Below are 25,238 nucleotides of genomic sequence, written 5' to 3' on the forward strand. Positions count from 1 at the left end.
TCGCGGACGTTGTCGATGAGCCTCTCGACAGGCATCCGCCCTTGCTCGCCGCGCACGCCAGAATCTCGGGGATCGAGCTCAGCGCTTCGCTCGACGGGGCGTGTCTCGGGTCGGTTGTCGGGGGTGGGGTTGATGATGCGTTGGTTTTGGGCGTAGATCGCGGCGGCGTTGGGGTCGGTGCTTCGCTCGACGGGGCGTGTCTCGGGTCGGTTGTCGGGGGTGGGGTTGATGATGCGTTGGTTTTGGGCGTAGATCGCGGCGGCGTTGGGGGCGGTGCTTCGCTCGACGGGGCGTGTCTCGGGTCGGTTGTCGGGGGTGGGGTTGATGATGCGTTGGTTTTGGGCGTAGATCGCGGCGGCGTTGGGGTCGGTGCTTCGCTCGACGGGGCGTGTGTCCGGTCGGTTGTCCGGGGTGGGATTGGTAATTCGTAGGTTTTCGATGAACGCGGGGTCGTACCGTCGTGCGTCTTCGGCACTCGGACCCGGAGCAGGATTCGGCGGATTGCGGCGGTCATCGGGTTCGCTGGAATGATCCCGCGAGCGTCCTGGGTCGGCGGGCGCTGATCCACGGGCTGGGATCGGTGGCACCTGCCGGTGCGGGTTCGGCGAGGTGACCTGCGCGGAGATTGGGGCAGGGTTTGCTGTGCCGCTACGTTCGTCGGCGTCGTCTAGAACTCGAACGTCCCGCGTTGCGGCCAGGTCCCGTCCGGGCTCCTGTTGGCGTATGCCCACGCTTTCGCTTGGGCGCACGTCGGATGGATCGCGGAAGTGTTCGTCCGGGAGCGCAGGGTCTGCTTGTCGATGATCAGATGGTGTTCGATGCTCGGCTCCGATGTCGTAGGCGACGCTTGTACCAGGTACTCCACTTCGGTCGGGTCTTCCTGAATCCGTTCGATGTTCACCGTCCACTGCGGCGGGTACACCTGTCCGCCCATCGGCAGCCGTCCGGTCCGTTTCGCCGCCGTGTAGTCGTCCATCACCATTGGTACCGACCAACTCGGATACTCGATCACTACGCCGGTCTCGGAATCGATCACCAATTTCGTCAAGCCGAGTCCCTGTCCCGCGGCGCTCTCCTCCGGTGTCAGGATCGGGACGCAGACCCACCCGTTCTCGAACTGGTGGAGCCGGAACTTCCGTGCGGGATTGAATATCTCGGCCAGGTACCGAACCACTTGGTCCTCGGTGTGCAGCTGCGGCATTGTCTACTCCTTGGTCGGGCGGAATGGGTGTGAACCATAGCCGCGTCGAGTCGTTGACCATCCGTGTCGGTGGGTGGTCCGAGGTTTCGCCGGACTGCGGATCCCACCACACGGGGCCACTGGCGCCTGGCGGGTAGACGACCACAGTGGCGTGGGTGCCTTCTGTGATCGGGTGTCCGTTCGCGTCGTATCGGAGGTTGCCGTTGCTGTCGCGCGCGTGCCATTCGTTGACGATCAGCGCCGCCGAGCCAGGGCCGAGATGGGCTATCGAGTCGTGGACTGCGGCGAATTGGTCCGGTACGGACAAGCCATGGTTTGCATAGCTCGACAGATCGCTGCCGAGCCATTGAGCGGCGCGTTCCAGCCCGTGCTGTTCACCGGTACGGTCGTCGACTGTTCCATCGGACAGTAGGTCGCGCCATCTCGGTCGCGACACCTGAGGAGAGCCGAAGAACGAGGCCAAGGCCGACAACGCGCAGTCGAGGCAGTTGTTGCGGCGGCCCTGAACGCGGGGACCACCGTCATTGACGAGGCGGCCATACGGGTGGGTGCGCGGGTCTGCGCCTCTTGTGAAGCGGTCGCCGTCCCGTAGCGAGTCCTCGACCATCTCCTGGTAGGCCCGGTCCTCGAGATGATCGAGCCGGTTGCGTCCGATGAAGCGAGTTTCGGGCAGACCTGTGAACCTGGTGGGCGTGTTCGCCGCGGCTATGTCGTTGCTGATCTGCCGTATGTCTTCCGGACGTACGGTCGGCCGATTCTGGCTGTCTACAGGCAGGCCAAGATGCTCGCGCAGGTGGTTGGCGAGCACATCGGGGGTGTCGTGTGGGTGCCAGGTTCTCGGGCCGCCGGGTCCGTGGTCGACGTTGACGGAAAGATGTGCGGTGGACGGGTCGTTGGTGAAGACGACGTCGACCATCAACCAGTCACCGTTGAGCAATCGGCGTCCATAGTTGAAGGCGCGGTCTGTTGCCAGCTGGGCGTTCTCGATCAGATTCCGCATTTCTTGCGGGGAGATGTGCGCGCCGGCTTCGAGGTGGATTCGCACACCGAGCATGGCAATACGCTCGGTTCCTTCCGCGTACCGCCGCATCTCATAGGCGGGGACGCCGGTTGCTCGGTTCGGCCGGACCCCGATGACTCGACCGTCTTCGGGTGCTCGGCGGCGGTAGTTCTCGCGGGCATTGCGCGCTTCGAGTGCTCGCTGTGTTTCCGGGTCTATCGGACGGCGATGATCGAGCACCTCGGTGTGGCGTGCTGAGCTGCGCGGATCATCCAGTGGCACAGGGTCATGTGGGCTCTGACGCCGTGGTTCTGAGCCCGTGTTCCGTTCGATGCGCGGGTCGGTGTGTTGCCGCGGTTCGCGGTTATCAGTGGTGTGCTCGGATTGTTGGCGCGGGGGAGGAGCGGGTTGTCTCGTCTCGTGCGGCGCAGGATTGGAGGGCGGAGGACTCGGTTGGTGTAGGGAGGTGAGCGGCTGCGGTTCCGCTACGCGCTGTGGCGGCGACGGTATTTGCGTCGGCGGTGGAAGCGATTCGGGAGCTCGCATTGATGGCAGATCCGCCACCTGTGTGCGTGTATCGGGTATATGTGGCGGTACGGGATGCTCAGTGCGCGGCCACCAATCGGGCCGACGCTGGGAATTGGCGAGGTAGTTCGGATCCTGGTGGGCCCACATCGGCGGCGCCGACTCCGCATGCGGTGGCGTCGATGACAACCGCGGAATCGGTGACAGCGATTCTGGTGCCTGCGTCGACCGCCACGGGTCCTGCCGCGGCGGAGGCTGGGACTCGGGAGCCCGATAGTTGGCGTGCTGCTGGCTTTGGGCGTCGAGCCAGTTACGCACCTGGATGTCGTGCGGGCTCTCACCCAGCGGGTATGCGTTGGCGGCCTCGATCTCCTGCGGTGTCGGCTGGTAGCGGCCGATGTGCGGGTTGTATTCGCCGTAGTAGAACGGATCATGCGGGATCACGCGGCCGTCGTTGAAATGGGCGACGTACCTGTGGACGTCAGGGTCGAAACCCGACCGGTGCGGTGGAGGTTCCGGAAGAGCGGTTTGTGTGTTCTGCGGTGCGTATTCGATTGCGAGATGGCCATTTTCGGCGTGCTCGCCATCCTGCTGTTCCTGGTCGAGCGAAGGAATATTGTGGGTGTCGGCGAAGCGGGGATTGTCCAGGTGGGCGAAGCGCGGGTTGTAGATCGGATCGCCGACCGTGACGGATACCAGGTTTCCGCTGGCATCGACGATGATTTCCCGCGGCCAGACGCGGTAAACGGTGTCGCCGGAGATTCCGCCAGGGGCCAATACCTCGGCTTCCCTGTGGCTGCCCGTTTGATACCGGCTGTGCGCTGTGGCGTCGTGGAAGGTGGCGTCTACATCAATGCCATGTGGGTGGTACAGCTCGTGCATGTACATCGTCTGCCGGAAGGTGCCGTCGGAAAGACGTGTCAGCTGTCCTTCGTCGGCGAGCCGGTTCAGGTCGTCGCGCGCGATGTCCGTTTCGCGGGCGATCGTGTGCTCCGGACTCCTCGACAACGACACGAACCCGTCAGCTTGGCCTGGTCCGGTGTGGCCGACGTGCGCACCGATATTGAGGTTGCTGGGATCGCGGGGCGCGAAGCCGACGCCGAAGATCTCCGGCCCTCGCGAATCCATTCGGAACAGCGCGTTCCGGGCGTCGAGGAACGCGTCTCCCTCGCTCCGGTCACGCCATACCGGCGATAGGCCGTCGCCGTGATGGCTGACCACCAGCCTCGTAGGGTCGATCGGTGCTGCTGCGTGGTCGAGCGCCTCGCCGGGCATGGTCCGGGTCAGGTGATCGGGCATCCGGCTGTCGGGGCATCCGGGTTCGAATGCGTCGGGCTCGACACTCGCGTAGCGCCGTCGCACGCGGTGATTGCGGAGGTTGTGATCGACAACCTCGGTGAGGTATTCCGGGTCGAGCTCGTCGGGCGTCTGTCGCAGCGCCTCCCGGTGGATCGTCTTGTGGACGCCATAGCTGCCGATAACCAAGCTGCCGTCTTGAAGACCACGGATGACGTCGTCATACGACATGCCAGTCCTGGCGACGAACCTGTCGATGGACTGCTGCTCATGACTGAACGGATCGAATGGTCCGGTGCCTGGCTGCTGCGGCCGCGAAAGCCGATCCGCAGGACCACCTGTGCGGCTGGTGGTGCCAGCCGGTGCTGAAGGCCGGTGGTGGTTCTCGGCCGGGACTGGCCCCGCGATTGGTGTGGCCGGCGGGGCGTGCCGATCCGGCGGCGCGGGAGTTGGTCGGTGTGTGGGTGTGGTCGCATCCGACGCGGGTGGGTGCGGCCGCGATTGTGCGGGCGGGCGAGACGATTCCGACTCGTGCCGGGGAGCGGTTGGTGGGTCGGGGCGAGGTGACGGGTCGCGGGTGAGGCGCGTTGTGCTGGAGGGAGTTTCAGTCCGTTGGGTGGCGTGTGGGGCCTGTCCCGGAGATGCTGGATCGTTTTGGTCCGCCGGGGCGGTGTTGGGGCGGTGGCTGCCCTCGGATGGCGGGGACGAATGCGATGGGGTGCTGAGGCCGTTGAGCGGTGGAGTACTGGTGGGAGGGAGTGCGTCGCTGGATGCGGTCGTCGTCCGAGCCGAGGTTGCCAGTGTTGGTGTGTTGTCTGGGTGCTGCGGTATTCCGGTCGATGGCTGTGGCCCGGCATGTGTTGCCGTAGTAGAGATGTGGCTGGGGCCAGTTGTTGCGGGACCTGGTGTTGACGCGGGCTGATAGGGGGGCACCGACGATGGCGCACCGGAAGTGGGTGCGGACGTGCCGGTCTGGAGGGACGTGGTGTCGGGGCCTGTTGGATATGACGGCATGTTGGCTGAGCTGGGAGTTGCTGCCGTCGAAGTGTTTTCGTGCAGTGTCGTTGCCGGGTCGGATGCGGTTGGTGTATGTGTGGGTGTTTCCGGACCGGGGGAGGACGGTTGTGTGGGCGTGTTCGATTCGGGTGATGGGGTATTCGCCGGTGTGGGGTTGCTGGAAACTGTGTCGACCGGCAGGTCGAGGCTCGGCGTCGGCGTGCCAGGGGCGGCCGAGGTGTCCGGTGCGGACTCGGCCTGCGGGGTGGGCTGTCCCGCTGGGTCCCCGCTGGGAGATGCCGATGTGCTCGGCTGCGGGTTGCCGTGGTTCGCAGGCTCCGCCGGCGTTGGGGTGTCGTGCCGCACCGTGGGATCGGTGTGGGTGGGTGTGTCCGTCCGCTCGGTGTGTCCCTCGGTGCTGACGGTGGTGGCAGTCGGATTCTGTGGTTGAGCGTTATCCGAGATCGGATTGGTGCTCTCGTGTGAGGGCTGGGTGGGGCTGGTGTCGTTGCCGTCGTCGCTTGTCCAAGGAGGTGTGTTCTGCGACTGTGTCGCGGCAGGCGTGGTGTCTTGCTGGCGATTCGATGTGGCGGAATCGCTGTCGGACCCGTTTGTGTTGGTTTGCGTGCCCGCGGGTTGGGTCGCTTCCGATTCCGGCTGAGAGCTGCTCGGCTGTGTTTGTCCGGTGTCGCTCTGTGCGGGTTGGGTGCGTTCGGGCTGGCTGTCGCCGGGTGTGGATGGGTTGGGGCCGGGATCTTCTATGTCGGGTGGGGATGGGGTCGTGTCGGGATCGGTGTTTGAACGAGTGCCGGTGGCGGAATGGATTCCGTGTGGCACGCCCTGTGCGGCAGAGGATGTGATGCTTTCAAGGGAGAGTTGGAAGGGTTGGTCGGTGAGGGCGGCGACTGTTGCGGCGGCGGCGGTTTCGCCGGCGATGCCGGTGGCTGTTTCGGTGGTGGCGGCAATGCCGGCTCGGCCCAGGCGGCTGGCGGCAACGTCATCGACCCCGGACAGCAGGCCACTGCGCCCGAGTCCGCCGCCGACCGCGCCACCGGCGGCGCCTGCGAGGGCGGCGATTCCGGCGTCTTTCCAGTCTCGAAGCGTGACGTCGTCGCGGCGCCCGTCGGCGAGCTGGAAGATTTTGACGCCGATTTCCAGGCCGCCTTCCTCCAGCGCCTCGTTGATCGCGCCGAGCAGGGCCACGCGGGCGGCGGCTTTGGCTGCGGCGCGGGTGAGCATGCGGGCGATCAGTTGTTTGATCGCCATGCGGATAGTGACCTGGGTGGCCACCCGCAGAGCGACCACGCCTGCCCCGCTGACGCCGGTCCACGCGGTCGCCAGCAACGGTGCCACCTCGATCGCGAAGATGACCATCGAGCCGATGATGACCAGCTTGGTGTGTTCGATATCGGCTGCGCCGTCACCTATTTGGTCGGCCAACTTGTCGATGTATTTGACCAGGGCCTGCCAGGCGCCTTCTTTGCCCGCCAGTTTGTCCCAGTGGGTGGCGACCGCGTCATGGGTTTGTCCGTCGATCGCCGCCAGCGCCTGCTGCATCGCGTGCGCGGCGTCGTCATCGAGTTCATTCAGTGCAGCCGACATCCCCGACCACGCGTCGGCCACCCGCCGCATCGCGGTCTCGTCGCCCTCGGGCCAATCACCTGCACCGACCACCCATTTGGCCGCCCATTGGAGCCAACCCGGGATTTCGATGCCCATCAGCTGTCGATCTGGTTGATCTGAGTAGCGTTGGCCTGGTCACGGTTTTGCAGCGTGTTCGCTATTCCGACCATGCTGTCGCCCAGGTTGTTCATCGCCTTACCGAGATTGTCGATGCTGGTCAACGCTTTGGGGACATCGGGGGTGTAGTCCTTGGCGAAGTTCTGGCCGATCTTGTCCGAGCCCCAGCATTCGCCCTCGGCCTCGATGACCCGGCGCAGGTTCTGTGCGGCGGCGGCAATCTTGTCGGCGACGTTGGCGAAGCCTGGGCGCGTGGCGCGCAGCGCTTCCGGGTCGACACGAAAGTTGGTCACGGGCGGTCCTGCAGGTGGGAGCGGTTGCGGTGGTACTCGGAAGGTCGACCCATGCGTTTACGTCGCATCGGATTCTGTTGCACCTTCGGCCTCCGACCATTTACGCCACCAATTAGTCAGATGCGAACCGGGAATGGTGGGGCAAAGGAGGTCGTCGCCCGGGCTGAGAAATGGACCGGGGTTGAACGACAGCCACACCGACTCCTGGGGGCACACCTGCTCGAGCAACTCCCGGCCCGAGACGACCCGCCGCAGCCAGGGGTTCACGTCCTTCGGCAACCTGATCGGCGAGGTGTAGATATCCAATTTCCGCATCGAGCCATAGGGGCTGAACGGCCACCCACCCTGCCCCTGCGGGTCGTCAGCGGCCAGCATCACGATGAACTCGCTGCGGCTGAACGCCTCGATCAACCAGGCGACGTTGTTGTACCCCCACATTGTCCGCCATAGCACCAGTTCGAACTCGTTCGCCAACTCCACATCGACCGAATCCGGGACGGGTATGAATTCAGGGTTCACCCAGGTCTCAGCAAATCCGCCGTTTTCGTCGGCCAACCACCCACCGAGCACGTTCTCCTTCCGGATTGCCGACTTGTCGGCGTTCGGGTCCGTGAAGTACTTCCACTTGCCTGGGTTCGCTCGCGCCCAGGCGAGGTGCGAGGCCGTTGGCTCGGGCAAGATTTGCCTCCGGAGATCGGGATTCACGAAGTCGGAAAGATCGGGCTCTTTCATCACCGCGCCCCGCCGCGCTTCCGAACCGCGATGGACACCCATGAGTACCTTGACCCGCTCATCTCAGAACTCCACCTCTCGAAACCGAATACCCTTGCAGCACAGGCAGGTAGAACTGCATGCTTCATCACTAGATCAGCCATGACTTGGGTGGGCCGTAGCCCTCTTCCCTGGCCTCGTCCTCATCGGTCCAATCGGACGGCAGGACGTAATTGTCCCGGGCGTGCGTGTGCTTGGCCGCAGTGGTCCTCGCCCGAGCGGCTGCCTCGCACAGCATTCGATCGTGTTCCGCACGGGCCTCACGGGCTTGTTTTTCTTCCGGGCTCTCTTGGCTCTGCTCGTCGCGCCCGACCAATTCATGCCGGAGAGTCTCGAACAACTCTGCGCCGCTTTGCATTGTTCGCGCGTCCGTGTCGAGAAACCGGTTGATCACCGAGCGTGAGGCTGCCGTGTACTCGGCGACGATTCGATCCATCTCGGCTTGGTAGTTCATTTCTGGTCCCCCATATCGATCTCGATCCTCACCCGTCGTTCCGCTGGGCGGCGGACACAGGTTGCGGCATCGGGTCCGCAGGAGCTTCGGCACGCGTTTCGATGTGCTGAGCCACTGGTGCCGCGTTACTCGCCAGCGGCCCTGCCAGCGCTAACTCGGGTTCGAAGGCGGTCGCCTGCGACCCGCCTACGAGGAAGCTGGATGGAGTATCCGTCGTGACCTGCGGTGTTCGCTCAGTACCTGGCTGCGTGGCCGGCGCGGGCTTTTCTGTCGGCACATCGTCGACTCCCGAGCTTATGGCCGGAGAAGTGTCGGCGGAGGTGGACACGGTCGGCGATTCCCCGCTCGGGGTGAAGAACGGTACACCGTCTTTGATTCCCATCGAATACTGTTGCGACTTTCCATCAGGTCCGGTGACCGTTGCCGTGACGGTACCGTCCGGCGTTTGCGTCACCGCGATACTTTCGCCGCCGATGGTGAACTTCGCCAGCGTCTTCGATACTGGCGATGTGCCCGGATCGGCAACCGGTGATCCGGTGTCGGTGGTGTCGCTGCCGAGCCCGCTCAGTCCTTGTTGCACCGCGCTGTGTAGCTGGCTTACGCCCTGCTGCACTGCCTGTCCCGCCTGGCTGGCAAGACCAGCCAACGTCTGTAGCGGATTGAGGGGCGATGCAGGCGAATTGACCGAAGTCGGAGTATGCGGTGTCGGGTTCGTATTCGACGGCGTGGTCGGGTTGACCCCGGCTGGGCTGGTGTTGGTGACGCTCGCGGGCGACGTCGACGACGGCGTCTGCTGGTTCTGCGGCTGGGGATTCTGCTGGTCTTGTGGCTTGGGAAACGGCTGTGGGTTGTGATTGTCCAGCAGGTCCATCACCGGTTGGTACGCGCGGCGAATGTAATGGTCGGCAAGCACGCACTGGTGAACGAAGGCTTTGAACGCCTCCCGCACCGCCGGGCCGAAATGATCGGTCAGCCACTGTTTGCAGGCATCCCGGATCTTCTGGGAGCCCTCACTGGTTCCGGGGCCGACGCCGGTCATGTGGAACTGGTCGGCTGCTCGTTGGTTCGTCTCACCGTAGAGATAGCCCCACGTGGTGCTTTCCGCCGCCACGGAGATGATATTGCTCACCGGGTCTTCGGCGCCGCCCAGCCGCATGGCGTGCCCGGCAACCGGACATTGGGAGCTATCGAATCCGGCGATGAAATTCGCCTTGTCCTTGACGATTTGCAGTAGCACGTCCGGCAACCCGTTCAACGCTGCGGCAACTGCTTGCAGGTACTGGCTCTGCTGATCGGCGTGCGCGTGGAATCCGGCCAGATAGTCCTGCGCAGCCCCGCCAGCGTTGCCCTGCCATGCCTCTGGCACAGCATCCTTCACACCGGCCAGATTGGTCGTTATATCGGTCGTGCTGGGGTGGGAATCGGTGCCTGCGGAGGCACCGTTGAACGCAATCGCCAGCCTGCGCAAGCTGTCGAGATTCATACTGCGCTGCTGGTCGTAGTATGTGCCCTCCAGGCGGCGCATCTCGCCTTGCTCGCCGTCCGGATCTCTGGTGGTGTCGATGCGCTCGCCGCCGATCGCTACACCGTCGACAGTCAGCGGCTCCACGACAATGCTGTCGAACCCGGGCAACTTCAACACGTCCCACACACGGTGGTACCGCACCAGCGCCAGCCGGAACCACTCCAGTCCGGGGGCAGCTTGATCCAGCAACTCGTTGACACCCGGGCCAGCGAGTGTCGGATGGTCGTTCCAGATCGGCTTGTCGAAGACGTTGCTGCCGTCCTCACGGAGGAAGCGTTCGAGATTCTGGTGCGCCTTGTCCAGGCCAGCTTGATACTGCCTCTCGTACTGCTGAGGATTCGTCACGCCGGTCCCAACTGATCCGTGGCCGCCGTGATCTGGGCACTATTGCTCTGGTCCGTGGTCACATTCATCGTCACTGCCTGCCGCAGAACCGCGGCCGCCGCACCGGAAGCTTCCGACCACGATTGCAACATCGTGACGATCCCGTCGATACCCGCCGCAAGCTTCTGGCCTTGATCCAAGTAGTCCTGCCCGGCATGAGTCGGCTCGAACCCGGCTCCAGCGATCCTGGTTGCGTGCCCCTGCGTCGCATCGACCGCCGGGTCGATCGCCCGCGCCATACCCAGCACGGATTCCGGGATGAAATGCACAGCCCCTCCCTAACTTCCGGTTCCACACGGTAAGCCGACCCATGACGAGTGGGTCGATTTCAAGATCATCGCAGACACGGCAGGAGGTCGGCCAGCCGAACATTGGCTGTTCGCAGCCTGGCCGAATTCGTCGACGCTTTTGGCATGGGTCACGGGCGGTCCCGCAGGTAGGAGCGGTTGCGGTAGTACTCGTCCTCGGATTCCTCATCCAGCGATGCGGGTTCGTCCTGTGCGGTGGGAGGTTCAGGAAACATCGTGCGGACGAGATCACGGATGCTGGGGGCGCCGGGCACCAGATCCGAGAGATCGGGAATTCCGCCTGCTGACGCTTCGAGAGGTGCGACGGCCTGTTGGGTCGCTTCCAGCGCCAGCCGGGCGGCGGACTGGACGGCCTCGGTGATGGAGTGGCCCAGCTTCTCCGGAGTGGAACGCTTGAACGCCTCCGGCTCGACGTGGACTTCCACCGGAACACCGGCGGCGTTGCTGACCACACGTATCAGGTTGTTCGAGGACCACGCTGTGACCGTGGTGCTCGCGAGCGCGGACTGAGCGTCGGCCAGGTCTCTGCGCTGTTGCTCGAAGACTTCCAGAAGCGAATCGACCTGATCGCGCAGCGCATCGGTGGATGGCTGCGTCGCGTCGCGCCCGCTGTCCTGCACCTTCAACCCCCACTTTCGAGAATTCGGTCCGTTGCTGAATCTGACGCAGCGGCCCGGTGATCGGTTCCATCGAATGTCGGATTTCATCACCGGCCATGCGGACGCCGCAACTGCAAGGAGCACCCGCACGTTCGTGTGACGGCCGTTGGATGGGGTGTTTTCGGGTGGGATTCGGTCCGCTGGGGCGCTGCTCGAGGATGCCGATCGGATCGAAGCGGCGGGCGGAAGTCAGGGCGTCGGGGGAGTGATCAGCGATCTTGGCCGCTATCTGAGCGAGTCGTGTGAAACCTGGCAGGCGTGGCGGAACTGTCCGAACTGAAGCGGTGCCTGGAAGCGGAAGCGGCCGTGCTGCTCGGCGACGCCGAGCATGCCGACCGGCTGACTCGTGACATCCTCCTGGATCGGATCGGGCCGATCGCGGATCGGCTGGAGGTCGCCGCGGCGAATGCTCGCCGAATCCTCGGTGACGCAGACGATGCCTTGGCGATTTACCAAACGGTGTGGGCGCAGGCGGTGGAAGCCGTTCTGCGCGAGCGATAGTGAGTCGAATCAGATTCAACCACCGGCCGTGCGGACCGGGCTCGAGCTAGCCTACTGCCGACAGGGCTCGGCGACATCGGACCAACGGGGGCAGCGGATGCCAGACGAGGGACCCAGCAGCGATCCCGGCGAGAACGATCACCAACAGCAAGGCAATCGCCAGCGTGAAGGCGCGTGGACGATCATCGGCGGTGCCGCTGGAGCCATCGGCGTGGTCGTCGCCGTGATCTTCGGGATCGCGCAGTGCTCGTCGGACTCGCCCTCGCCCAGCACATCGTCATCTGCCGCGTCGCCGACAAGCGCAACCGTCGTGGCGCCGACAACATCGCCGAAACCGGCAGCCCTCGCCCAGGGCCATCAGACGCTGGTCAACGTTCAAGGCATCGATCTGGACACCGGACAGATCCACGACCAAGACCTGCCTGGCGTCGATGTGAGCCCGTCGAAGATCGCCGACAGCCTCAACGCAATGAGCAACGGCACACCACGACTCGCGATCCCCGCCGACGCCACAACCGGTTCCGACGCGCACGATCGATGCCGCGCAGTCGCTGCGGGTTCGTGGACCAAGACCCTGCCCAATCTCTATGCCCTGCACATCGGCAGCGCGATCTGTGTGCGCACCGAGCAGAGCAACCTCGCCGCCCTGACGGTGACCCACGTCCCCTCCGCCGCCGAGCAATACCTCGAATTCGACTTCGTCACCTGGCCGGATCGCTGAGCCAGCGCACGATTCGGCAATTCCGCAGTCGAATTCAGTGCATCAGGTGCAGTCACGCATTGCCGTCAGATTGTCGCGCACCGAAAAGTCTGCTGCTCGGGTGCATCGCGTGACGAGCCGGTCCTACCGCGCCGCGACCATCGCGTCCACCGTCTCCGGTGACAGCATCTCGTCGGCGACCAAGCCCGCCAACCCGACGAAGGCGCCGTTCTCGCCCAGCTGGGACGGACCGATGTCGAGGTTGCGCAGTGCGCTCGAGTGCGCGTTCGACTCGACGGTGCGGCGCAGGCCCTCGAGAAACGGTGGCAGCACGCCGATCGCGCCGCCCACGCGGACATAGGTCGGGTTCACGATCGACACCATCGTCGCGACGACGGTCCCGACGAGTCGCCCGGCCTTTTCGGTGGACCGGATCGCGTCCGGTCTGCCGTCGCCGACGAGCCGGACGACATCGTCCACCGTGCGCACGCCGAGGGGGCGCAGCTCTCGGGCCAGCGCCTGTCCGCTGGCGCTGGCGGCGACGCACCCGCGGCGGCCGCAGCTGCAGCGCTGCTGGCTGCCCTCGATCCGCATGTGCCCGATCTCGCCGGCGGAGCCGCTCTCGCCGCGGTGGACGCGTCCCGAGATCACCACACCGGCACCGATTCCGGTGCCCACCTTCACTCCGACGAGGGTCGCCGCGGGGCGGCCCAGCGCACAGAAGTCGCCGAACGCCAGCGCATTCGCGTCGTTCTCCAGCAGGACGGGAACGCCGAGCGCGTCGGCGAACGGCTCGCGCAGCGCGGCGCCGTTCCAGTCCGGCATGGTCGGTGGCGCCACGGTCACTCCGCGCTCATGATCGATCTGCCCGGGCACCGACAGCGCCATCGCGCACAGCGTGTCGGCTCGTCCGGTCTGTCGCAACAACTTCCGGCCTGCCTCGAGCAGCATCGGCACGATCTCCCGTGGGCTGTGCCGCAGCGGCAGCCGATGGTCCTCGCGCACGAACACCGTGCCGCGCAGGTCGACCACCGCCAGCGTCGCGTGGCTCTGTCCGAGGTCGGCGACGAGGGCGGTGCGGCCGGTGTCGTCGACCTCGAGTACTTCGGCACGCCGTCCGCCGCTCGATTCCCGGTGGCCCGCTTGGCGAACCAGGCCGAGAGCACGCAGCACCTCCAGTCGCTCGACCAACGTCACCCGCGACAGTCCCACGCGTTCCTGCAGTTCCAGGCGCGTCAGCGGGCCCGAGGCGCGCAGCAGGGCGAGCACATGTCCCGGTGAGGTGGGGCTCGACGGCGTGGACGTTGTCGCGGACATATTGACAATATCCCTCAACGGACTTACGTTAACCAAACTGACAAAAGTCCGAAACACGATGTGCCCGAACAGGAGCCATGCATGGTGGTATCCGGTGTAACGCGCAGATCCTTCTTGCGCGCCGCGGGCGCGGGCGCGGCGGCCCTGTCCGCCGCGGCGTGCACGGGCTTCCCGACCAGCGGCAACGGCGGGATGATCTTCCTGTCCACGCAGTTCCGTCCCGCGGACGAGGCCGAGCGGTTCCGCGGCCTGCTCGCCGATACCGCGCCAGGCGTGGGCTACGTGACCATCGAGGAGAGTCCGTTCTCGAGCCAGGTGCGCAGCCAGGTCGATGCGGGTTCCACGCAGATCGGTCTGCTCGGCGGTCTGCACGGCGACATCGCGCCGCTCGCCGACGGCTACCTGCAAGACCTCACCGGCCTGCTCGCCGACCTCGGTGACCGAGGCTGGTCCTCCGACTACCTGAGACTCGCCAAGGTGGGCACCGATCGGACGTGGTACATCCCCTGGGCCACCGCGAGTTACGTCCTTGCCGCACACGCTGACGCGCTCGAGCACCTGCCGTCCGGCGTCGACGCCACATCGCTGACCTATGACCAGTTCCTCGACTGGGCCATTGCGGCGCGCCGCGCGAATGGCAACCGCCCGATGCTCGGCCTGCCTGCCGGGCCGAAGGGTCTGCTGCACCGGTTCACACAAGGTTTCCTGCTGCCCTCGTTCACCGGCGGGCAGATCACCACCTTTCGCTCGGACGAGGCCGTGACGGCGTGGCAGTACTTCCGTGAGTTGTGGGCCAATTGCGCATCGTCCAGCACGAACTACGACTTCATGCAGGAGCCGCTCGACAGCGGCGAGGTGCGGGTGGCGTGGGATCACGTCGTCCGCCTTGTCGACGCGCCGGAGCGCGACCCCCGGAACTGGCGGATGCTGCCAGCACCGCGCGGCGCGCACGGCCTCGGCTACATGGCCGTGATCGCCGGACTCGCGGTCCCCAAGGGGAGTTCGGATCCCGAACTCGCGCAGCGGACGATCAGCACGCTCACCCGCCCGGAAACCCAACTGCGGCTGCTGCGTTCCAACGGCTTCTTCCCCTCCGTCGACACGACGATCCCGGACGACCTGCCACCGGCCGTCCAACTCGAGGCCGACGCGGTGCGCCGCCAGCAGGAAGCGCCCGGCGCCATTCTGTCGCTTCCGCCGGTGGGTCTCGGCCAGCGCGAAGGTGAGGTGAGCAAGGTGTTCAAGGACAGCTTCCGCTCGATCGTGCTCGACAGAGCCGATATTCGAGCCACGTTGGATCAGCAGGCGCGCGTGCTCCAAGGCATCCTCGACGACCTGAAAGTGCCGTGCTGGGCTCCCGACCCGGCCGCCGACCTGTGCCGGGTGAGCTAGCCATGATGTCGCGACTGCGCTCTCCGTGGATCCTGCTGCTGCCGTCGATCGTGCTCATGCTGGCGCTGTTCGGCTGGCCGCTCGGGCAGGGCGTGCTGGAGGCATTCCGTGGTGACGACGGCTTCACCCTCGCCAACTGGCAGCGATTGTTCGACGATCCCTATATCTTCAGCGCCCTGCGCAACACGCTCCTGCTGATCGTGATCGTCGTGCCGATCCAGCTGGTGCTCGCCGTCGGCATGGCGCTGCTCATGCAGGCACGGCCGCGGTTCGCGGGCGGCCACTTCTATCTGTGGTGCCTGCCGCTGGCGATCTCCGAACTGGCCGCGGGCCTGGTGTGGCTGTCGATTTTCGACAACCGCGGTTACCTGAACTCACTGCTCGTCGGGGTCGGTCTTTCCGACCACGGTGTGCAGTGGCTCAGTTACCAGAACACCGGCACGATGCTGCTCGCGGTGGTGATCGCCGAGATCTGGCGCGCGACGTCGCTGGTGTTCGTCATCGTGGTGGCGGGCGTGCAGATGATTCCGCGCGACTACGACGAGGCCGCGCAGGTGTTCGGCGCGAATTTCTGGCAGCGGCTGCGGCACGTGACGCTGCCGCTGCTCGGACCGAGTCTCCAGGTGGCGCTGATCCTGCGGACGATCCTCGCGCTGCAGGCGTTCGCCGTCGCGCAGGCGTTGACGGGGCGTGACTTTCCGCTGCTCGTCGGTGAGACCTACGAGTGGTACGCGAACCTGCAAAACCCCGCGGTCGCCAGCGCCGTTTCGCTGATCGTCCTGGCTATCTCGCTCGCCACCGCGGTGTTCTACCTGCGGACGGTCCGGCAACCGGAGGAGGCGCGATGAGACCCACTCGCGTAGCGCTGGAGCGAGGAGGGCTCCCGCGGGACGGTGGAGGCTCGGTGCGACACGATCGCGCAGTGCTGGAGTGCGGACAGCTCCCGCAGGACGCAGGAGGCTCGGTGCGACACGTGCTCGTCGAGGTGACGGCGCACTCCCGCGGAACACAGGGATCGCGATGAACCAGACCGAGGCGCCCCCGCAGCGCTCGCTGCCCCCTATCGACCGCGCGCCCCTGCGCAGGCGCCGCTGGCGCAGAGTGTGGGTGCAGGTGGCCTGCCTCGCCGTGACCGTGTTCATGGCGCTGCCGATCGTCCTCATCGGACTCGCGGCGGTGTCCTCGCGTGAGGCGCTCAACGAGTTCCCGAAGCCGTTGATCCCCGCCGATTTCTCCACCGAGACACTCCTCGCGTTCTTTCGCTCCACCGGAACCGCTTCGGCACTGGGCAACTCGGTGCTCGTCGGCCTCTACACGGTGTTCTGGTCGCTCGTTGTCGGTGCGCCAGCGGGATACGCCTTGGCCCGGCATGCTTTTCGGGGCAAAGACGCCTACCAAGTGTTCATCCTCTTCGTGCGGGCATTGCCGATCGTGGTGCTGTCGGTGCCGCTCGCCACGATGTTCCTGCGGATCGACGTCTACGACACGGTGTTCGCCGTGACGCTGGTGCACACCACGCTCGCGCTGCCGACCACTGTGCTGATCACGGCGAGCATCTTCGTCGCGGTGCCGCCCGATCTGGAGGAAGCCGCGCGGGTCTTCGGCTGCACCCGATGGCAGGCCGCGCGCAAGATCGTGGTGCCGCTCGCGCTGCCGGGCCTGGCCGCGTCCTCGATCTTCACATTCGTGTTGTCGTGGAACGAGATTCTCGGCGCGACGATCGTGACGCTCGGGCACCGCACGCTGCCCGCGCAGGTGCTCACGGCGCTGGACGAGGCGTCGACCGCGTACCGCTTCGCCGGCGGTTTCGCGTTGATCATCCCGGCGCTGCTGTTCATCTTCGTGATGCGGCGCTACCTGGTGAACATGTGGGGGACGACGCTGAGATGACAGGGGTTCGCTGATGGCTGAAGTGGTGGTCCGGGATCTGGTGAAGACCTATCCCGGCGGGACGGCGCGCGCCACCGACGAGGTCTCGCTGGAGATCTCCGACGGCGAGTTCATGGTGCTGCTCGGGCCCTCCGGCTGCGGCAAGACCACCTTGCTGCGCATGATCGCCGGATTGGAGCTGCCCGACTCGGGGCAGATCGTGATCGGCGGCAAGGACGTCACCTATCTGGAGCCGCGGCGGCGCAATCTGTCGATGGTGTTCCAGTCCTACGCCGTGTTCCCCAACAAGAAGGTCGCCGACAATATCGGCTTCGGCCTGCGGGTGCACGGCGTGCCCGCCGACGAGATCCGCCGCAAGGTCGCCTGGGCCGCGGAGCTGTTGCAGCTGACGCCGTACCTGGACCGGTATCCGGCGCGGTTGTCCGGCGGGCAGCGTCAGCGTGTCGCGGTGGCGCGGGCGATCGTGATGGACGCCGACGTGCTGCTCATGGACGAGCCGCTGTCGAATCTCGACGCGCTGCTGAGGCTTTCGTTCCGGGCGGAGCTGAAGAAACTCGTCGCGGAACTCGGCACCACCACGATCTACGTCACCCATGACCAGGTGGAGGCACTGTCACTGGGCAACCGCGTCGCCGTGATGCGCGACGGGACGATCGTCCAGTGCGGCCCGCCCACCGAGGTCTACGACGACCCCGCGACGGAATTCGTCGGCGGCTTCCTCGGCAGCCCGCCGATGAACTTCCTCACCGGCGCGGTCGCGGCGGGAGACGACGGGCCGCGCATCGATCTGGGTGGGCAGTCTCTCGCCGTGCCTTCGGCGCTGTCGTCGTTCGAAGGCGGCACGCTGCGGCTCGGTATCCGCCCGGAGGCCATCGTGGTGGACGCCGGTCCGGCCGACGTGACGGTGCGTGGCGAGCTTCAGGTGCTCGAACCGCTCGGCTCGTCGACGCTGCTGACCACCGCCGTCGGCGGTCAGACGGTGAAAGTCCAAGCGCCGCCCGGCTTCCGGGCCGACGAGGGCGGCACGTTGACCCTGCGCGTGCCGCCCGAGGCATGCCGCTGGTACGACCCGGAGACCGGATTGCTGTTGGAGGTCGAGTGATCACCGCCGCGGGCGACCGCGATATCCATTTCCAGCCCGCCCGCTTGGTCGCCCGCGCCACGCTGGTCCTCCGGGACAACGACACGGGCAGCCTGGTCACCGCGGCGCCCAAGCTCTATCCGCACATGTGGAGCTGGGACGCGGCGTTCATCTCGATCGGACTGGCCTACTTGGACGTGAACCGCGCTGTCACGGAACTGAGCACGCTGCTGGCCGCCCAATGGGCCGACGGGATGATCCCGCACATCGTGTTCACCGACGACAGCGCCTACTTTCCGGGGCCGGACCGCTGGGGCACCGATTCCGCGCCGCATGCGCCGTCCGGCATTCGCACGTCCGGGATCTGTCAGCCGCCGGTGCACGCGATCGCCGTGCGCCGCATCGTCGAGATCGCGCGCAAGACCTCACAGGCCGACGCGGAACTCGCCGAGCGATTCGCGCGGCGCGCCTGGCCCGCGCTGTATCGCTGGCATCGCTGGGTCGTGCGGCACCGTATGCCCGACGCGAGCGGTCTGGTGTCGATCGTGCACGGGTGGGAGTCCGGCATGGACAACTCGCCCCGCTGGGACGAGCCCTACGCGGCCGTCGTCCCCGGCCCGGACCTTCCGCCGTACACGCGGCTGGACCTGCTGCAGGTCAACGACGCGAGCGAGCGGCCGAGCGCGGAGGACTACGACCGATACCTGTGGCTGATCGAGCAGATGAAGCGGGTGAACTACCACCCCGACGAGGTCGTGCGCACGTCGAGCTTCCTGGTGGGCGATGTGTTCACCACCGCGGTGTTCTCCGTGGCCAGCGATACCCTCGCCGGGCTCGGCGAGGACCTCGGCGCCGATTCCGGGCGCATCGGCGAACTGCGTGCGTGGGCGGCGCGAGCGCGGGAAGCGGTCGCGGGCAGCGTGCACCCCGAGACCGGTATGGCGCGTGACCGCGATATCCGGCACGACCGGTGGCTCAGCACCGAGTCCATCGCCGGGTTCGCGCCGCTGCTGTGCGGCGGTCTGCCCGCCGACGTCGAGAAGCGGCTCATGTCCACCCTGGACGGCCCGGACTGGTCGGGCAATCCCCACCTGCTCGCCGCCGTGCCGCCGTCGGTGTCGCCCTCGTCTCCGGATTTCGACGCGCGCCGCTACTGGCGTGGTCCGCAGTGGCCGGTGATCACCTGGCTGTTCGGCTGGGCGTTCGAGCAGCGCGACTGGCCGCGGCACGCGAGCGAGTTCCGCGCCCAGGGCGTGCATCTGGTGTCGGATGGCTCGTTCGGCGAATATTACGAGCCGTTCACCGGCAAACCGCTCGGCAGCACGAACCAGTCGTGGACCGCTGCCGTGGTACTCGACTGGCTGTGCGGAGTGTGGTGAGCCGGGGATTCGCCGCAGGCGGTCAGTTCTCAGCACCACGAACGGTGGCTGTGCCGAGCCGCTCAGGCTCAGGTCTCGGCGGATATTCGGCCCATCCGCGCGCAGCGTCTCGACCGCGACTCCTTCCATCTCCGGGCGTTCGGAATCGAAACTTGCGGGCCGACACACCAATCCGGCTACCAATCCCGCAAGGACCACCGCTGGGACCGCGGTGACCTTCCAGGACCACCGCCGCTCCCTGCCGACGAGGTATAGCGTCTTGATCGCCCAAACGAGCAGGGAAACGCTCAACAGAATCCCGCCGACCACCAGCCAGACGAGCTGATCGGCAACCGTCAAGCTTCCGATGAGCGGAGCCCGGTCGAAATGGACGCACAAGAGAGCCGCCACACCGAGGACGGAGCTCAGCAAGACCGCGAAGCCCGGCGCGGTGGCCGCATCGTGGCCCAGCGCCTGATCCGCGCTCGGCGACGCCCGCAATCGAACTCTATGGCGGTGGCCAGTAGAACCGGACCTCGGCGGACGGCAGCGAGCACCGGTCGAGGCGCGGGATGCGGTTCTGTCACAGTGGTCGGAGCCGGGTTCGATCACGTGCTCTGTGCCGCGGCGGTCTGCGGCGCCAGAAGGGCGGAGGCCGTTGCGATCAGCGCGTCGTCCGTAGCCGCGTCGGCGTGGTCGGCGATGCCGGAGCGGAACAGTGCGGAGCCTTCGATGAGCATGGTGAAGATCCGGGCGTTCGTGCGGCAGAGGTCTTCGGGCACTTCGGGATTCCGTGTCCGGATGACGTGCGTGACTTGTTCTTGGTAGACCCGGTAGAAACCGCGTACCGCTTCGGCTATCGATTCGTCGCGGGCGGAGAGCGCCCACACTTCGGTGTAGATGCGTACGAGCCGGGGGTCGTCTTGCTCGGCCAGCAGCATTCGGATCAGATCGGTGACGGGGTGGCTGGCTGTCAGCAGGGGGGCCAGACGTTGCAGCGACCGTTCGAGGGCGCGGTTCAGCACCGCGGTGATCAAATCGCCGCGGTTCGGAAAGTAGTACTGCAAATGGCCCAGACGTATCCGGGCGGCGGAGGCGACGGCGCGCATGGTCAGTTCGCCGTGTCCGGATTCGATGAGGATCTGTTCCGCTATGTCGAGCAGGTCGCTTCGGCGTTGGGTTCCCTTGGTGGTCTTGGCGGCGCGCGGCGGCTGGGTCATGCGGCCCTGCCGGTCGCGGTTGTGGTGTCGATCCGCACACCGTGTTTCGCCAGCATGGCCGGAACCTCGGTGGGCGCGGGTGTCTGCTCGGGGAAGCTCACGCCGGGCGAGACGGGTGCTCCGTCCAGCCCCAGGACTCGGCGAATCCCCAGCAGTGCGCCGACCGCTGTGAGATGCGCTTGCCCGGCCGGGTCGGTCACAACCGCGCTACGGGTGATTCCGTCATGGGTGACATCGACGCGCACACTAGCGGTGCCGCCCTCACCCGACGCATACAGCAGTGTCCGCCGCGCACCGGCGAAGCGGTCACCGCGCCCCCAGCGGAAGAACCCGATTCGCTTGACCGCGAGCAGCGCGGAAGTTGCCGCGGCAGAACCGAATCCGATCCGGGTTACCGCGGTGGTGGTGCCGAGTGTCAGGGGCAGTGTGAACTGTTCCGGCGTGTCGATGCGGGCGACTCTGGTGACGCTGTCGCCTATGCGGATTCGCCGAGCGTCGCTGAGCGGCATCACGGTACGCCGCTGCCCGTCCTGGACCACCTCGTAATCCAGTCCGAGCCGGTCCATGAACTCCACCGAGTCGGCACCGGCGCGGTCCCGCAGGTCCCACCGGATCGCCACCTCGACGGTGTCCGCGCCGCCGAGCTCGTCGGCGAGATGAGCGGCGACGAGGCTGGTGACGCCACCCATCCACGCCGACGACAGCAGCACCGGTGCGGTCGGGCCGAGCATCGAGGCAATAGTCGCAGCGCGCTGCAAGCGACTGGTCCAGCGGGTGATGTCCACGAACGGCACCCCACCCGTGATCGCCGCCCGCAGGACCCGGTCATCGGGATCATTGACCAGCCCGGCGACCGCTCGCACGCCCGCTCGAAAGGGAGCCGGATCGGCCAGATCCCACACTCGCAGCGCCGCACTGGTTTCCGCCGCCAGATGCCGACCGCGTTCCATGGACCGGCCGGTGAGCAGCAGCGGTAGCGACGCAGCCGCCATGCGCGCTACCTCAGCGCCAACCGTCCCGTATCCGCCGACCAGAAGAACCGGGCCCTGCGCATCGAACTGGAGATCATCGCTCACATCGTCAAATATAGGTCAAATGACCTAAAATATCCAGCGCGGGCCGTCCCGGGCCGAACCGCGGCGGCCCGGCACCGAGCCGCTTGCCGGATCGAGGCTCGTCATCCTGCTCGTAAAGCCTCATATGGCGCTGAGACACGTGGTGACAGAGCGAGTCGATCGAGCCCCGCGTGATGGAAGTTGCTCTGCGACATCGCAATTAAGACGAAGTCGAAGCCGCTTTGCGCGTTGGGCATGTTAGTCCTATCGTCGTACCAGGCGCAAAGACGAAGGGGGAGTTGCGTGTCCGAAGAGCCGAGTGCCTCGGCTTCGTTGTCAGTGATACCCGAGAATGTCAAGGAGTTCGGGCGCTACGTTTACGGAATAGCGACCGAATTGCGTTCCGGCACCGTGTCACTGGACGTCGAAGTCAACGGACTGATGAGCGCATGGGAGGGAGCTGCCGCCGATGCCTATCTCGCGGGATGGAACGAGATGCGAGGTGGTGCCGTGGAAGTGTGGGAGGCATTGTTCGAGCTCGCGGAGAAGCTCGGAATCACAGCTGAGACCTACCGAGTCGTGGATGCCGGGACTGCACCCGGCTTCAGCTCACTGGACCTGTGAGCGGATATGGCCAGCGGAGATGTACGCGCTTTCAAGGTAGATCTGCAGCACCTCGAGGACGTAACTGCTCGGGTTCGCGGCTTCAAAGAGTTCGTCACCGGCCACTTGGATGAACTGGACAGTCGCGCAAAGGCGCTGGGTTCCTCGTGGACGGGACCTGCCGCGGCCGCGTATGCGCAGGCACACCGTGAGTGGGCTGTGGGGGCTGCCGATGTCCAAGAGGGCCTGCAAGCTCTCGAAGACGCAACCCGACGGGCGCACGAGACCTACACCGGTGCCGTTGCCACGAACGTGCGAATGCTCGGAAGATGACGACACTCACAGTCGATCCGAACATCTACTACTCGGCGGCTACCCGTTGTCATGACGCGGCGCTGGAAATGTACGGCGCATACGCCAATGCGGTCGATGCGCTGAAGCAGCATTGCGGTGGGATGGCTGGGACCTTCGACGCGGCCCGTGAATGGGCGAGGACCTACGACGAAGGTGCGCTGGCCGTATTGGCGGGTTGGGAAGCGGCTATTCGAGCCGCCGAGAACTACTCCGAAATCCTGCGCCAGGCAGGACACAACCACGCGATTGCCGAACACGATGCGGCAGGTGCTCCTGGAGCGCCACCGTCTCCGCCTCCGCTGCCACCCACTTCGCCCGGCTGCACACCGTCGTCCCCGCCGTCGGCGGGTGGACCACCCCATGGCGGATTGATAGACGGCGGTATCGGGCTTGCCGCCAAGGTAGGAATCCCAGTACCCGACGGTGATGTCGACAAACTGGAAAATGCACGTAAGATATGGAGTTATCTGGCATCAGGAGATCCGATTCGATCGGCCTCCGACAAGCTGCGGAGCCTCGCGGGAATGTTTTCCGGAGTCAGCTCCGACGAAATACCCTTTGTGATCGAAGATCTCAACGATCTGTCGACGTCGGTTGAAGATCTGAAAACTGCTTCGAATGACCAGGCTACCTCATGCGCCGAGTACAAGAGTCACACGGAGGAGCTTCGCGAGCAGCTCAAAGGTATTATTATCGATTTCGCCGCGGAGATGGCGGTCGACGCGATATTCACAGCGGCGGCATCTGCGGTCAGCTTTGGTCTCGGTGGAGCAGTCGGCGCCGCCAAGCTCGCGAAAACCATCGAGAAGTTCCATAAGATCATCGAGCGAGCCATCGATGCGTGGAAGATCGCGAAGAACATCGCGCGGGGTATACCGCCGACTATTTGGCAGGGTGCGAAAAAGGCATGGGACAGGCTGAAGCGTCTGGCCGAGCTGGGCAAGAACATCTACCAGAGGTGGCGAAAGAGGACTCCTGGTGACGGCCCGCCGACGAAGCTCCCCACCTCGCAAGAGGCGCAGGAAATCATCAAGAACGCCGACCGAACAGGATCGGGCCTCAAGCCGGACGTGTTCCACCGCTCGGCCTCGTTCCCGGTCGACGATATCGGTAAGAACGGCACGGTGACAGAGCTCATCGGTGGTGATGGAAGGGCAGTTACACTGGTCCAGATGCCGGGTGAGGTGAACGGCACGCCTGGGCGATTCGAGTGGATTATCGACGGAGGTAAAGTGACTCATCAACTATTTGTCCGCAATGGAACTATCAACGGAATTCCGACCAAGCCATGAGCGATTCGAGCGACTCGGTGAAGTTCAACATCCCGGCATCGTTCGTCGCCGACTGGGCGCAGTTGACGCCAGGTGAGCTCAGATACGGCTATGAGCATCAGTGGCTTACGTCGGAAGATGTTGTCGCGTTGGCGCTTACGAGCGTGATACCGGCTCCGACGAAGATGGATGCGGTGGAGGAGATCTCTCTGCTGCTCTCCGATGAGCTGTATCGGGTTCCTGATTTGCTGGAAAAGCTTGCCGACCATGATGATCGGGTGTGGACCTACTTGGCGCTTGCGTGGGTGCACGAGCACCAAGGCGACTTCGATGAGCCATTCAAGACGGTGGATATGATTTTCGCTGACTTCGGTTATCCTGAAGAGGTCGGCGAGTTCGTGACCTTCATGCCTCCACCCGCGGGTAGCCTGCCCGGGATGCTCGGCCTCAAGCAGCGGTGGCAGCGGTATCTCGATGAGAAGAAGGGATATTATCTCCACCGGGCTCCTGCCCGCGACACCGATACGAACTGAAACTTCGCCCTTCGATCCCGTTCCGATCCGTGTGAGCGAATCACCTGGGGGAGGCGTTGACCCAGATGCCCGTGATGACACTGGCCATGATCGACTTGTCGGATTGTGTCTGGCCGTAGACGGCGACGACGGTGCCGACGCTGATGTCGGCCGCCCGGGCGGCCGACAGGACGTACGTCTTGGTGGCGGTGTTGCTGCGGACCCTGACGGTGCTGCCGGTCAGATTCTTGACCACCAGTGTCGTGCCGTCGTTGGCGATGACCTTCCCCAAGGCCACCCCGATGCCCAGCCTGCCTGCAGGTGGAACACGTGTGGACGTCGTCGCGGGCGCGGTAGTCGGTGGCGCCGTGGTGCTCGGCGGCGCGCTGGTGCGAAGCGACGTGGCCGGTGTCGCCTGCTCGGTGGGACGATCGACGAACAGACAACCCGAGACCACCAAAAGCACCACGCCGATGCAGAGGCCGATCAGTGCGGCCGTGCCGAAGCGGTGTTCTCGATCATCCTCTCGCCCTGATTGTTTGGTCGATTGCGGCAGATCTTCCGTTGCGTCGCGGGGCAATTCGGTTGTCACCTGGGTATGGAGCCCGGTAGACGAGGTTGATCCTGATGCGTCGCTGTCGGCATCCGAGAGCGGACCGAGACTGCGCGTGCTGGCGGTGTCCAGTTGCGCGTGTCCCATGGAAAGCGTTGTCGCTGCGAGTCTTTGGTTCTCGAGCTGAGCCGAGCCTATGGAGCCCCTCTTGCTGCCGTGTGTGCTCCAGCGGGACATTTCGCAAGCGTAAGTCCTTCCGCGCGTGTGCTTCTTGTCACT

Annotated in this window: 22 protein-coding genes and 1 pseudogene; 11 read left to right on the plus strand and 12 right to left on the minus strand. The window is 65.4% G+C overall.

Annotated elements, in window-relative coordinates; all coding sequences use genetic code 11:
• Positions 1-667: 667 nt before the first annotated feature.
• From ON34_RS38805 to ON34_RS08585, 8 genes and pseudogenes are all read right to left on the minus strand, one after another.
• A complete protein-coding gene (locus tag ON34_RS38805) occupies positions 668-1,201 on the minus strand; it encodes an SUKH-4 family immunity protein (protein WP_040776363.1) in 534 nt (177 codons plus the stop codon).
• Between the two features lie 100 nt (positions 1,202-1,301).
• A pseudogene (locus tag ON34_RS38810) lies at positions 1,302-6,737 on the minus strand (toxin glutamine deamidase domain-containing protein); the annotation flags it as partial.
• Positions 6,737-7,051, minus strand: a complete 315-nt coding sequence (locus ON34_RS08560) for a WXG100 family type VII secretion target (protein ID WP_040776381.1) — start codon at positions 7,049-7,051, stop codon at positions 6,737-6,739. The gene ON34_RS08560 and the pseudogene ON34_RS38810, both read right to left, overlap by 1 nt.
• 57 nt (positions 7,052-7,108) lie before the next feature.
• A complete protein-coding gene (locus ON34_RS08565) occupies positions 7,109-7,825 on the minus strand; it encodes a hypothetical protein (protein ID WP_157172229.1) in 717 nt (238 codons plus the stop codon).
• Between the two features lie 88 nt (positions 7,826-7,913).
• Entirely contained in the window at positions 7,914-8,276 is a 363-nt protein-coding gene (locus ON34_RS08570) for a hypothetical protein (RefSeq protein WP_040776387.1), read from the minus strand.
• A 28-nt stretch (positions 8,277-8,304) separates the two neighbouring features.
• Positions 8,305-10,146 (minus strand): hypothetical protein, encoded by a 1,842-nt coding sequence (locus ON34_RS08575; protein WP_040776389.1) that lies wholly within the window; start codon positions 10,144-10,146, stop codon positions 8,305-8,307.
• Positions 10,143-10,454 (minus strand): hypothetical protein, encoded by a 312-nt coding sequence (locus ON34_RS08580; protein WP_040776391.1) that lies wholly within the window; start codon positions 10,452-10,454, stop codon positions 10,143-10,145. Before ON34_RS08580 ends, ON34_RS08575 begins: the two co-directional genes overlap by 4 nt.
• A 149-nt stretch (positions 10,455-10,603) precedes the next feature.
• Positions 10,604-11,113, minus strand: a complete 510-nt coding sequence (locus tag ON34_RS08585) for a YbaB/EbfC family nucleoid-associated protein (protein WP_040776666.1) — start codon at positions 11,111-11,113, stop codon at positions 10,604-10,606.
• Between the two features lie 297 nt (positions 11,114-11,410).
• Here ON34_RS08585 and ON34_RS08590 point away from each other — a divergent pair, with 297 nt between their 5' ends.
• Both ON34_RS08590 and ON34_RS08595 read left to right on the plus strand, forming a co-directional pair.
• Positions 11,411-11,653 carry a hypothetical protein gene (locus tag ON34_RS08590; protein ID WP_040776393.1) on the plus strand — a complete coding sequence of 81 codons (243 nt, stop codon included), beginning with the start codon at positions 11,411-11,413 and terminating at the stop codon, positions 11,651-11,653.
• Complete coding sequence (locus tag ON34_RS08595; RefSeq protein WP_157172230.1) at positions 11,559-12,374, plus strand: hypothetical protein; 816 nt, start codon at positions 11,559-11,561, stop codon at positions 12,372-12,374. Before ON34_RS08590 ends, ON34_RS08595 begins: the two co-directional genes overlap by 95 nt.
• 123 nt (positions 12,375-12,497) lie before the next feature.
• Here ON34_RS08595 and ON34_RS08600 read toward each other — a convergent pair whose 3' ends face one another.
• Positions 12,498-13,670: an ROK family transcriptional regulator gene (locus ON34_RS08600; RefSeq protein ID WP_040776398.1), complete on the minus strand. Its 1,173-nt coding sequence runs from the start codon at positions 13,668-13,670 to the stop codon at positions 12,498-12,500.
• An 81-nt stretch (positions 13,671-13,751) separates the two neighbouring features.
• Here ON34_RS08600 and ON34_RS08605 point away from each other — a divergent pair, with 81 nt between their 5' ends.
• The 5 genes from ON34_RS08605 to ggh all read left to right on the plus strand — a co-directional run bounded on the left by ON34_RS08605 (position 13,752) and on the right by ggh (position 19,412).
• A complete protein-coding gene (locus ON34_RS08605; protein WP_040776401.1) occupies positions 13,752-15,062 on the plus strand; it encodes an ABC transporter substrate-binding protein in 1,311 nt (436 codons plus the stop codon).
• Between the two features lie 2 nt (positions 15,063-15,064).
• Positions 15,065-15,910 carry a carbohydrate ABC transporter permease gene (locus ON34_RS08610; RefSeq protein WP_040776404.1) on the plus strand — a complete coding sequence of 282 codons (846 nt, stop codon included), beginning with the start codon at positions 15,065-15,067 and terminating at the stop codon, positions 15,908-15,910.
• Between the two features lie 172 nt (positions 15,911-16,082).
• A complete protein-coding gene (locus ON34_RS08615) occupies positions 16,083-16,952 on the plus strand; it encodes a carbohydrate ABC transporter permease (RefSeq protein WP_040776407.1) in 870 nt (289 codons plus the stop codon).
• Between the two features lie 13 nt (positions 16,953-16,965).
• Positions 16,966-18,054, plus strand: coding sequence for an ABC transporter ATP-binding protein (locus ON34_RS08620; RefSeq protein WP_040776410.1), 1,089 nt, complete (start codon positions 16,966-16,968; stop codon positions 18,052-18,054).
• Complete coding sequence (gene ggh / locus ON34_RS08625; RefSeq protein WP_245547947.1) at positions 18,051-19,412, plus strand: glucosylglycerate hydrolase; 1,362 nt, start codon at positions 18,051-18,053, stop codon at positions 19,410-19,412. The genes ON34_RS08620 and ggh overlap by 4 nt, the downstream gene beginning before the upstream one ends.
• 587 nt (positions 19,413-19,999) lie before the next feature.
• Here ggh and ON34_RS08630 read toward each other — a convergent pair.
• Positions 20,000-20,611, minus strand: coding sequence for a TetR/AcrR family transcriptional regulator (locus ON34_RS08630; RefSeq protein ID WP_040776413.1), 612 nt, complete (start codon positions 20,609-20,611; stop codon positions 20,000-20,002).
• Positions 20,608-21,687, minus strand: a complete 1,080-nt coding sequence (locus ON34_RS08635) for a saccharopine dehydrogenase family protein (protein ID WP_040776415.1) — start codon at positions 21,685-21,687, stop codon at positions 20,608-20,610. Before ON34_RS08635 ends, ON34_RS08630 begins: the two co-directional genes overlap by 4 nt.
• A 282-nt stretch (positions 21,688-21,969) precedes the next feature.
• Here ON34_RS08635 and ON34_RS08640 point away from each other — a divergent pair, with 282 nt between their 5' ends.
• From ON34_RS08640 to ON34_RS08655, 4 genes are read left to right on the plus strand one after another with little or no spacing between them, the layout of a single operon-like run.
• Entirely contained in the window at positions 21,970-22,290 is a 321-nt protein-coding gene (locus ON34_RS08640; protein ID WP_040776419.1) for a WXG100 family type VII secretion target, read from the plus strand.
• A 6-nt stretch (positions 22,291-22,296) separates the two neighbouring features.
• Positions 22,297-22,602, plus strand: coding sequence for a WXG100 family type VII secretion target (locus ON34_RS34475; RefSeq protein WP_083889232.1), 306 nt, complete (start codon positions 22,297-22,299; stop codon positions 22,600-22,602).
• Positions 22,599-23,915 (plus strand): hypothetical protein, encoded by a 1,317-nt coding sequence (locus ON34_RS35895; RefSeq protein ID WP_157172231.1) that lies wholly within the window; start codon positions 22,599-22,601, stop codon positions 23,913-23,915. Before ON34_RS34475 ends, ON34_RS35895 begins: the two co-directional genes overlap by 4 nt.
• Complete coding sequence (locus ON34_RS08655; RefSeq protein ID WP_040776429.1) at positions 23,912-24,427, plus strand: DUF2247 family protein; 516 nt, start codon at positions 23,912-23,914, stop codon at positions 24,425-24,427. Before ON34_RS35895 ends, ON34_RS08655 begins: the two co-directional genes overlap by 4 nt.
• A gap of 40 nt (positions 24,428-24,467) precedes the next feature.
• On the opposite strand, the gene ON34_RS08660 is transcribed toward ON34_RS08655, so the two are convergent.
• Positions 24,468-25,196, minus strand: a complete 729-nt coding sequence (locus ON34_RS08660) for a hypothetical protein (protein ID WP_157172232.1) — start codon at positions 25,194-25,196, stop codon at positions 24,468-24,470.
• Positions 25,197-25,238 lie beyond the last annotated feature (42 nt).

It is taken from the genome of Nocardia pneumoniae NBRC 100136 (assembly GCF_000308755.1).
Classification (GTDB): Bacteria; Actinomycetota; Actinomycetes; order Mycobacteriales; family Mycobacteriaceae; genus Nocardia; species Nocardia pneumoniae.